Here is a 607-nt window from a genome sequence, read left to right on the forward strand (position 1 = left end):
CGGTTCGTTTTGCGGGGACGAGACGTATATTCGCGTCAAAGGGCGCTGGCATTACCTGTTCTTTATGTTTGACGCCGTCAAAAAGATCGTGCTGTCGTATCGCGTCTCGCCCAACCGGGACACGCTCTCGGCCATCAAGGCCATCGATGATGTCCTCAGGAAGCTAGCGTCCCTCCCAGACGACTTGTCGTTCGTCGTGGATGGCAACCCGATTTACCTGCTGGCGCAACACTTCTTCGCCCAACACGGGATTTCATTTGACGTCCGCCAAGTGATCGGGCTGACCAATGAGGATCCGGTCTCGGAAGAGTTTCGCCCTCTCAAGCAGATCATCGAGCGATTCAACCGGACCTTTAAAGGCAACTACCGCCCGACCCATGGGTTTGGTGCGGAAGAAGGCTCGGTGTCCTTTGTGACGCTGTTTGTGGCGTATTTCAACTTTCTGCGCCCACACAGCGCGCTCGAAGGCCGGGTGCCGGTCGTCATCCCGGAACTGGCGGATCTTCCACATATGCCGGCCCGGTGGACGAAGCTGATCGCCATGGCACAAGCGTTTCTCCAACAAGAGGCGGCCTGACTTTTTTGTCCTCCGGAGCCCGTTGAACAG

1 protein-coding gene is annotated in these 607 nt (G+C 57.2%); it reads left to right on the forward strand.

Annotated elements, in window-relative coordinates:
- Positions 1-577, forward strand: a 577-nt coding sequence (locus tag DCC82_RS13925) for a DDE-type integrase/transposase/recombinase (RefSeq protein ID WP_146177915.1), incomplete at its 5' end; no start/stop codon positions are given.
- Positions 578-607: the final 30 nt, after the last annotated feature.

Source organism: Geobacillus sp. LYN3, from assembly GCF_003064505.1.
In the GTDB taxonomy this organism is placed as follows: Bacteria; Bacillota; Bacilli; order Bacillales; family Anoxybacillaceae; genus Parageobacillus_B; species Parageobacillus_B toebii.